Source organism: Dapis hubbardiae BLCC-M172 (genome assembly GCF_050016015.1).
Taxonomy (GTDB): domain Bacteria; phylum Cyanobacteriota; class Cyanobacteriia; order Cyanobacteriales; family Microcoleaceae; genus Trichodesmium.
Genome location: NZ_JBNHEQ010000082.1, coordinates 143 through 9,278, shown reverse-complemented (window position 1 = coordinate 9,278; position 9,136 = coordinate 143). Strand labels below are relative to the sequence as shown.

Genomic DNA, 9,136 nt, shown 5'->3' with positions numbered 1-9,136 from the left:
AAGGCGTGAATTATCTAATTATTTAATTGCTTAATTATTAATTATTTCGGTAAAAAATAAGAAAAACAACTCTACCTCCAATGCTTAAAAAAAGCTATAATTCTTTTCCATTTACTATTTACTATTTTAGGGACGTTCCGTGGAACGTCCCTAAGTCTTTTTTGGGGGTATCTAAAAATGTAGGAGTAAAATAAAAAGGTCTGTAATTTTCTCCCAAGATTTTTGACCAAAAAATAGGGTCTCAAGTCTCCTCCCCTTTTAAGGGGATGAAAAAAGTAAACTCCAGTATTTCAATTCTCCTACTTTAGTAGAAGGTACTGATAACTGCTAACTGATAACTGATAACTGATAACTGCTAACTGAAATAACTCCTGCCTCCGGCCCTATGTCTTGGCCAAAAGATTGATAAAATTTTTAACAAGAGTAAATAAATCATAATATGTCTCAACAAAACACAGAAGATAAAACAGCATTAGGAGAGGCGATAGCTCAGATTCCAGTATCCCTAGACCAAGAAACTATTTTCAAAAGTCAACTTACAGAACTACGAAAGTTTCTCAAGGCAGACCGCGTGGCCTTATTGTGTTTCTATCCTCAGTTAGATGTGGCAGGAGAATTTGTTTGTGAAGATGTTGCAGATGGTTGGAATTCTTTATTAAATCTTAAAGTTGAAAATAACTGCTTTCCTGACTATCAAAAAGAGGGTATTCAGGCAATAACAAATATTGATGCGACTCAACTAAGTGAATCTCATGCCCAAATATTACGAGAATTTCAGGTAAAAGCTGATTTAGTCCTTCCTGTATTCAAACAAAATGATGCCACAGAAGCAACTGTACCCGAAATCTGGGGATTACTATTTGTTCATCAATGTAGTAGTCCTCGACAATGGCAAGACTTAGAGATTGAATTTGCTCAGAAAACAGCCCAAAACTTGGCAGTAATTATTAGAAATACACAACTTTTAGAAGCAGCAAATTATCAAGTAGAACAACAAAAAGCTTTAGCAAGAGTAATCAAAAGAATTCGTCTAACTCTAGACTTAGAAGAAATTTTCAAGGTTACTGCTACAGAAGTACGTCAACTACTCAAAGCAGATCGGGTTGCTGTATTTCGTTTCTATCCAGAAAAAGACTGGGAAGGAGAATTTGTTTCCGAAGATGTAGGAAATGAATGGGAGTCAGCTTTGGCAGCTAAAGTATATGATTACTGTTTTGGAGAACAATTTGCTGCTCACTATCAAGAAGGTAGAGTCCAAGCAGTAGCAGATATCTATGCAGCAGGATTAAGTGATTGTCATGCAGCAATTTTAGAGCAATTTCAAGTACGGGCAAATCTAATTGTACCTCTACTTAAAGGTGTAGGTGCAGGAGAATTACCGGAACTTTGGGGTTTGTTGTGCATTCATCAATGTAGTAACCCCCGTCATTGGCAAGACTACGAAATAGATTTTGCTCAACAAATAGCCGATCATTTTGGTGTAGCCCTACAGCAAGAAGATGCTTTCAAACAAGTCGAACAACAAGCAGCAGAACTAGCTATTAGTAGAGAAAAGGAAAAGTCAACCGAACGTCAGAGAATAGTAGGTGAGTTGTTCGACAAAATTCGTCTTTCTTTGGAAATTGAGACAATTTTTGCTACTGCTACCCAAGAAGTAAGACAACTGCTACAAGCGGAGCGAGTAGCAATATATCAGTTTTTACCTGATTGGAGTGGGGAATTTGTTGCCGAGTCTTTTGCCGAAGGATGGACTCCTCTGGTGGGAGTTCAACCCATTATTAAGGATACTTTTTTAGAAGAAAATCAGGGGGGGCGGTATGCAAACAATGAAAGTTTTGCTGTTAATCATATCTATCAAGTCGGTTATGATGAGTGTCATGTTCAACTTTTAGAACAGTTTGGAGCTAAAGCTTATGTAATTGCACCAATTTTGCAAGGAGAAAAACTTTGGGGTTTGCTGGCAGCTTATCAAAATTCGGCTCCCCGTTATTGGCAAAGGGATGAAGTAGAGTTGCTATCTCAAATAGGTACTCAGTTAGGGGTTGCTCTCCAACAAGCTGAGTATGTTCACAAGGTTCAGGAACAGTCAACACAACTAGCTATCAGAGCAGCAGCAATGGAAAAATCAGCAGAACGCCAAAAAACTCTGGCGACAATTGTTGATAAAATTCGTCAGTCTCTGGATCTTGAGACAATTTTCCACACAACCACCCAACAAGTACAAAAATTACTGGATGTAGACAGAGTTGTTATCTACCGCTTTAATTCTGATTGGAGTGGGGAATTTGTTGCTGAGTCAGTAGCTGAAGGTTGGAATTCCTTAATACAAAAGCAAAAGGAAAATTCCGAAATCAACAAAAATGTTAGCGAATGTTCCCTGCAAGATTTGGCAACTCCCAATACTGATACCTATTTGCAGAAAACTCAGGGCGGGAATTTTGCTAAAGGATTACTTGATCGTGTCTGCAACGATATTTATAATGCAGGTTTTACTGACTGTTACATTAAGATATTAGAGTCTTATCAAGCTAGAGCTTATGGGATTATTGCGATTTATCTGGGAGAAAAACTTTGGGGTTTGTTGGCAGTTTATCAAAATTCTGCTCCCCGTGATTGGCAACAGGATGAAGTGGAGTTGCTATCTCAAATAGGTACTCAGTTAGGGGTTGCTCTCCAACAAGCTGGGTATGTTCACAAGGTTCAGGAACAATCTATACAACTTGCCACCAGAGCAGCAGCAATGGAAAAATCCGCAAAACGCCAAAAAACTCTGGCTGCAATTGTTGATAAAATTCGTCAGTCTCTGGATATTGAGACAATTTTTCAAACAACCACCCAAGAAGTACAACAATTACTCAATGCAGACAGAGTTGCCATATTCCGCTTCCATCCTGATTGGAGTGGGGAATTTATTGCTGAGTCAGTAGCTAATGGTTGGGTGAAGTTAATACAGAAGCAAAAAGAAAATCCTAAAATTCCTGCAAATGTTACTAAATGTTCCGTTAGAGATTTGCCAAATTATGTGAATGATACTTATTTGCAGGAAAACAAGGGTGAAAATTTTGCCAAAAAAGTTTATTGCACCTGCAACGATATCTATGAGCAAGATTTTAGTGACTGTTACCTGGAGGTATTAGAGTCTTATCAAGCTAGGGCGTATGCGATCGTGGCTATTTATCAGGGAGAAAAACTTTGGGGTTTGCTGGGAGCTTATCAAAATTCGGCTCCCCGTGAGTGGGAAGCAACAGAGGTAGAATTGTTGGCTCAAATTGGCGGTCAGTTAGGAGTTGCACTACAACAAGCTGAGTATTTCAAACAAGTTCAAGCTCAAACAGCAGAATTGGAAAAAGCAACGGAACGGCAAAAGGCGCTGTCAAATACCATTGATAAAATTCGTCAATCTTTGGATATTAATAAGATTTTTCAGACTACTACTCAAGAAGTGCGACAGTTACTAGAAGTTGAACGAGTGGCAATTTATCGTTTTTACCCAGACTGGAGTGGGGAATTTGTGGCGGATTCGATCATTGATGAATGGACTCCTGTAGTTCAAAGTTCATTACAAATTAATCCTGTAATTAGTAAACAAACTAATGCTAGTAAACTTCCCAGAAATGAAACTTTTGTACCAATTTTGCAGGGGGAAAAACTTTGGGGGTTGTTGGTTGCTTATCAAAATTCTAGTCCTCGTTATTGGCAAGATGAAGAAATTAATTTATTGGCACAGGTAGGGGTGCAATTAGGTATTGCTTTACAACAAGCTGAATTACTAGAAAAAACTCGTACCCAAGCTGAAGATTTGACAAAGGCTTTGCAGGAGTTAAAACAAACTCAAATGCACATGATTCAAGGAGAAAAAATGGCTGGTTTGGGGCAGTTAGTAGCAGGAATTGCCCATGAAATTAATAATCCTGTTAACTTTATTTATGGCAATTTGAATTATGTGGAAGAATATGCTCAAAATTTACTTGATTTAATGAAATTATATTCTGAACATTATGTCGATCCTGTTCCAGAAATTCAAGATTTTATAGAAGATATTGACATAGAATTTGTGATGCAAGATTTGCCTAAGACGATGAATTCTATGAAGGTAGGAGCTGAACGTATTCGTCAATTAGTATTTTCATTAAGAACATTTTCTCGTCTTGATGAAGCCGAAATGAAACCAGTAGATTTACATCAAGGAATTGATAGTACCCTGTTGATTTTGCAACATCGTTTGAAACCTAAGCACGCAGTTTCTCAGATTGAAATTGTGAAAAATTATGGGAATTTACCTTTGGTGAAATGTCATGCTGCTCAAATTAATCAGGTGTTTATGAATCTGCTTAGTAATGCCATAGATGTATTGGAAGAAAAACTAACAATAGAGAAAGATTTTAACCCTACTATTAGAATTACTACGGCAGTTAAAAAAGATAATCCACATAGTGTTTTGGTTAAAATTTCTGATAATGGTTTGGGAATTCCAGCAAAGGCGAAAGAGAAAATATTTAACCTGTTTTTTACTACTAAAGATATAGGTAAAGGAACAGGTTTAGGACTCGCAATTAGTTATGAAATTATTGTGCAAAAACATGGTGGTAAGCTCCTATTTAATTCAGAAGTAAATCAAGGAACTGAATTTATTATGGAAATTCCAATTCAGCCAAATAATGACAAAAGTTTGAATGATTCAAATTCGGTTAAATAGTTATAAATTGGTTAACTTTTTAGGAGTCAGGAGTCAGGAGTCAGGAGTTAGGAGTTAGGAGTCAGAAGTCAGGAGTCAGAAGTCAGGAGTTAGGAGTCAGGAGTTAGGAGTCAGGAGTCAGGAGTTAGGAGTTAGGAGTCAGGAGTCAGGAGTCAGGAGAAGAGAGCATTGCAAAGATTTAGTAGTTATGAAGATTGGAGATTTTTTTTATGTCCAAAAAATAAAAGTATAAAGCCTCTCCTCTTAAGGAGAAAAAAAGTGCTAGGATATTTCCTTATATCAAATTAGGAATCAGAAGGGAAGAGAATTTAAAAAGATTGGCACTTTGGGTGAAGATGAAAATTTTTTGATACCGAATTAAGCAGATTTGATATTATATTCAATCTGATTGTTTTAACCAGAGGTAATTATCAATTATCAATTATCCATTATCCATTAAATTCAGTCCATTTTTTAGGAAAACTTTGTTGTGGAAATACAATATTTGCTTTTTGATAATGTTCCAAAGATTTAATCAGATTATGGGTAGAAACTCCATAACAGCGATTCTGATAAATTAGAGCTAGATTCTTATTAACTATCGTCCATTGTTCAGGAAATTTATCCAAATTATATACTTCCAAAGCTAACTCACAGCAAGCTAAAGCAATTTCTAAATTCACATCTGAATCTCCATCAGGTAGTGCCCAAATAATTTGACCAAAATTTACTAATGTATTGGCAATAATAGCTGCTCTATTTTGACAGATATTGGGAAAAATTTGCCTCGCCCACTTGCGTAAAATATATATAAAATGGGGTTCTAATAAATCAATATTTTCAACAATTAGAGGATAAACAATTTGAGGATCGCCTTGACTTTTAAAAGTTGACTTTAATACCTCTAGTAAAAATGGCAAAGTTTCATCAATGGTTATAGTTAGAGAAGGAGTAAAAATTTTAGCTTCTAACCAAGCAGCAAAATTTTGATAATATGGCAATTTTTTCTCTAAAACGTTGTAAATAGGAAAATATGGCTGCATATTGTGCATAGATTTTATATAAACTTTAGTTAATTTTGCCCCTAATGGCTGCTATTGTAAATTTTAAATTGATAATTTTTACTTTTTTGAGCATTTCCATTGTTAGCTAGTTTACATTCTATTTTCCCATTCTAGACTGTAGGTTTCCGGATAGTATGAGATTATTTTTAGATATTTGGGATAAATAAAATTGAAAATATGGGGTAGTTAATCATCCGGATGTAATTAATTTAACTTGGTTCTAGTTGTTTGTAAAACAACATCACGAATCAGGATTTAATTATTCAATTGAAATATTATTTATCTGCTCGAAAAAATATATCATTTTTGATAAGTATATTCAATAATCAATAATCAATAATTAATAATTAATTATTAATTATTAATTATTACCTCTTCTTCGTAAGCATTCAGCGGTCAGCTAGCCTCTTGCTACGGTAGCTCTCCTACGGAATGCTACGCAAACATGTCGCGCAGCGTTTCTATGTAGGCGACAGCCGAAAATAGCTATCAGCTATGAGTTATTAACTCATGATTACACTGAAGGAGGAATTAGTCTCTAAAGAATGAAATATGAATGAAACTGGTCATCAGCTAACTTTAGTAATGGCTTAATTCTTTCCAAAGCTGAATGCCGTTTGCGGAGCATCCCGGAACGGAAACGCTAATAGCTGAATGCTTAGTCTTCTTATAAAGAAGAGAATTTACTCATTTGATTTAAACCTCATTTACACCAAAAAATTTAGCACCCTTTTTAAATAATTTTCCCGATCTTCTAGCATAGGAAAATGAGCCGTATTTTCCATAACAGTAAACTCTATTTTCTCATTAAGTCTTGCTGCTTGCTCACCCATATCTGCCGGAATAATTTTATCATATTCACCAGAAATTAATAGAATTGGTACTGTTAAATTTTTAAATTGTTCTGGCAACCATTCTGATGCTTCTTTACTCACAGAAGTTAAAACTGTGCCATAAGCAGCATCAAAGTCAGCCATCAAAAAATCTTCCAAAAATTCATTACATAAATTATCAGGAATAGATCTATATAAAAATCTTTTCATCACCATACGACCCATAAAGGGAATTTTTGTTAACCATTTAGGGCGAAACATAACTACATAACGACTTACTTTATGGAATGCAGAAAAACTTTTTTCATCATATTCAAAAATACCACTACAAGTTAAAATTGCCTTTTGTACTTTCTCTGGATACATATTTAAAAATATAGCTGAAATAGACGATCCAGTTGAATGAGCTGTTAGGTAAACTTTGTCTAAATTTAAAGTCTCTAATAAAACTTTTAAATCTTCTGCATAACCAGCTAAATTATAATTATCAGTAAGATATTTTGAACTTTTGGAAATACTTTTTTCTGCTGTGGGGTCAGGTGTAGGTAAAGATGTACGACCAAATCCTCTTAAGTCGTAAATTAAACAATCAAACCTATCAGAAAGTTCTTGAGCTGTACTTTCCCAATATCTGCCAGAACCTCCCCATCCATGCAAAAATACCATTACTGGTTTGGATTTTTCTGTAGAGTTTGATGTTTTTATCCACTCATAATAATGTTCAACACCATTAACATTTATATAAGATGTTTTTTCTGTTGTCTTCACCTTAATTAGCTCCTCCTGCCTAATTAAAAAATTTAACTTAAGTTATAGATTATATCAAACTCTGTCTAATTAATAGACGTCTTGCAAAACCTTGCATTATCTTAATTAAAGATATGAAATAAACAATTTAATCTTCCTATTCCCTATTCCCTATTCCCTGACTTCTGCAAGAAGTCTAATAAACCTGACTCAAAAATTTAGATAATTTCGTCTCATCTAACTTATAATTTGTTCTAACACCAGTACAAACATCTAAACCAAAAGGAGAAACTTGTTGAATTGCTGCTGCGACATTTTCTGAATTTAAACCCCCTGCTAAATATACAGGTACATCTACTAACTCCCGAATCTTCTTACTAATATCCCAATTATGAACTTTACCTGTACCTCCTAACTGTTTAATTGGTAAATATTTATTCCCAGAATCTAATAATATTCCATCTACTAATGGAGCAACTGCAATAGCTTCCTTTATAGATTCTTCTCCTATTACATGAATAACCTTTACAATATCAATTCCAGCCATAGCATCTCGCAAGTCTTGATATTTTCCTAATATAAGATCGTCACATATTTGAATTGTATTTACTCCACAACGACGCTGTTGTTCAATAATTGATTTAATATCCTGTTTACTGGTTAATAAAAAAGTAGATACACCAGGCGGAACTAGGACAGCAATTTCTGTTATTAATTCTTCAGAAATAACTCCAGGTCCAGAAGGCATAGCAGAAACTAAACCTAAAGCCGAGGCTCCATAAAAAATTGCCATTTTTGCTTCTTCAATACTGCTAATACAGCAAATTTTTACTCGTGGTTTTGTTGTTGGATTCATCTGGCAAGAGTTCCTCTTAAAAGCTACTTAATTCTCCATATTTTTCTAATATTTTGATGATAAATTCTTTGGCTGTTACAGGTGTTGCTGTTTCTACTTCAACACTGTTTTGATGTAGCCACCAACCTGTAGTAATCTCAGGCGATCGCCATATTTCTAAATGTTCTACGGATGGATAAGCATAGAAGCTCTCATCCCCACTCGCGAAAATTCCCCAACTCCAATGAGTAAAATAGTCGTGACTAACTTTATATATAGGAAAATTCCCACCTACAGGCATTCCCCATCCATCAATAGCGATAAGAGCTTTTACTTGTCCGCCTTGGAGTTGCCAAGTCCAAGCTGCTCCTACAGCTCCTACCACTCCTGCACTAAAGGCAATAAATAGTAATGGCATATCTATAGTTATAGATTTTGAATACCATAAAAATTTTGATATGTCAATCGCAGAGTAGGGAGCATAGTCTTGAGTTGGGTAAACTAAGAGGTCGCTGGAATCAGAGAGACCCTGCCAATTAATAAATAATCCCTCTAAGAATTCCTCAGTTAACTTTGGGTCATGTATTCCGGGGCAAATTACTATAGTCATTTCAATTATTAGTTATAGCCCAGTAGGTCTAGTAGTGGACTGACACAGCTAAAACTGTGCAGAGCGCTTTTTTCCGATAGTTCCTTATTATCGCTAGAAAAATTTTACTACTCATCACCTCTGGCGGAGTGCTTCAGAAAATGTATTGACTATTGCGTATAGAGCAATAGAAGGAAAAATTGCACTACCCATCACCTCTGGCGGAGTGCTTCAGAAAATGTATTGACTATTGCGTATAGAGCAATAGAAGGAAAAATTTTACTACTCATCACCTCTGGCAGGGTGCTTCAGAAAATGAATTAACTCTTGCTCCCGACGCAATAGAAGGAAAAATTTTACTACTCATCACCTCTGGCAGGGTGCTTCAGAAAA

At 35.4% G+C, this 9,136-nt stretch carries 5 protein-coding genes; 1 reads left to right on the top strand and 4 read right to left on the bottom strand.

Annotated elements, in window-relative coordinates; translation table 11 throughout:
- Positions 1-439: 439 nt before the first annotated feature.
- Positions 440-4,696: a GAF domain-containing protein gene (locus ACP6PK_RS08135; RefSeq protein ID WP_426559179.1), complete on the top strand. Its 4,257-nt coding sequence runs from the start codon at positions 440-442 to the stop codon at positions 4,694-4,696.
- A gap of 428 nt (positions 4,697-5,124) precedes the next feature.
- Here ACP6PK_RS08135 and ACP6PK_RS08130 read toward each other — a convergent pair whose 3' ends face one another.
- The 4 genes from ACP6PK_RS08130 to ACP6PK_RS08115 form a co-directional block, all read right to left on the bottom strand.
- Positions 5,125-5,727, bottom strand: a complete 603-nt coding sequence (locus ACP6PK_RS08130) for a hypothetical protein (protein WP_426559178.1) — start codon at positions 5,725-5,727, stop codon at positions 5,125-5,127.
- Between the two features lie 719 nt (positions 5,728-6,446).
- Positions 6,447-7,340 (bottom strand): alpha/beta fold hydrolase, encoded by an 894-nt coding sequence (locus tag ACP6PK_RS08125; protein WP_426559177.1) that lies wholly within the window; start codon positions 7,338-7,340, stop codon positions 6,447-6,449.
- Positions 7,341-7,515: 175 nt separating this feature from the next.
- Positions 7,516-8,175 carry a phosphoribosylanthranilate isomerase gene (locus ACP6PK_RS08120; protein WP_426559176.1) on the bottom strand — a complete coding sequence of 220 codons (660 nt, stop codon included), beginning with the start codon at positions 8,173-8,175 and terminating at the stop codon, positions 7,516-7,518.
- A gap of 16 nt (positions 8,176-8,191) precedes the next feature.
- Complete coding sequence (locus ACP6PK_RS08115) at positions 8,192-8,764, bottom strand: hypothetical protein (protein WP_426559175.1); 573 nt, start codon at positions 8,762-8,764, stop codon at positions 8,192-8,194.
- Positions 8,765-9,136: the final 372 nt, after the last annotated feature.

Coding starts and splice junctions, on each gene's coding strand:
- ACP6PK_RS08135 (WP_426559179.1), top strand. CDS start 440: ATGTCTCAACAAAACACAGAAGATAAAACAGCATTAGGAGAGGCGATA.
- ACP6PK_RS08130 (WP_426559178.1), bottom strand. CDS start 5,727: ATGCACAATATGCAGCCATATTTTCCTATTTACAACGTTTTAGAGAAA.
- ACP6PK_RS08120 (WP_426559176.1), bottom strand. CDS start 8,175: ATGAATCCAACAACAAAACCACGAGTAAAAATTTGCTGTATTAGCAGT.
- ACP6PK_RS08115 (WP_426559175.1), bottom strand. CDS start 8,764: ATGACTATAGTAATTTGCCCCGGAATACATGACCCAAAGTTAACTGAG.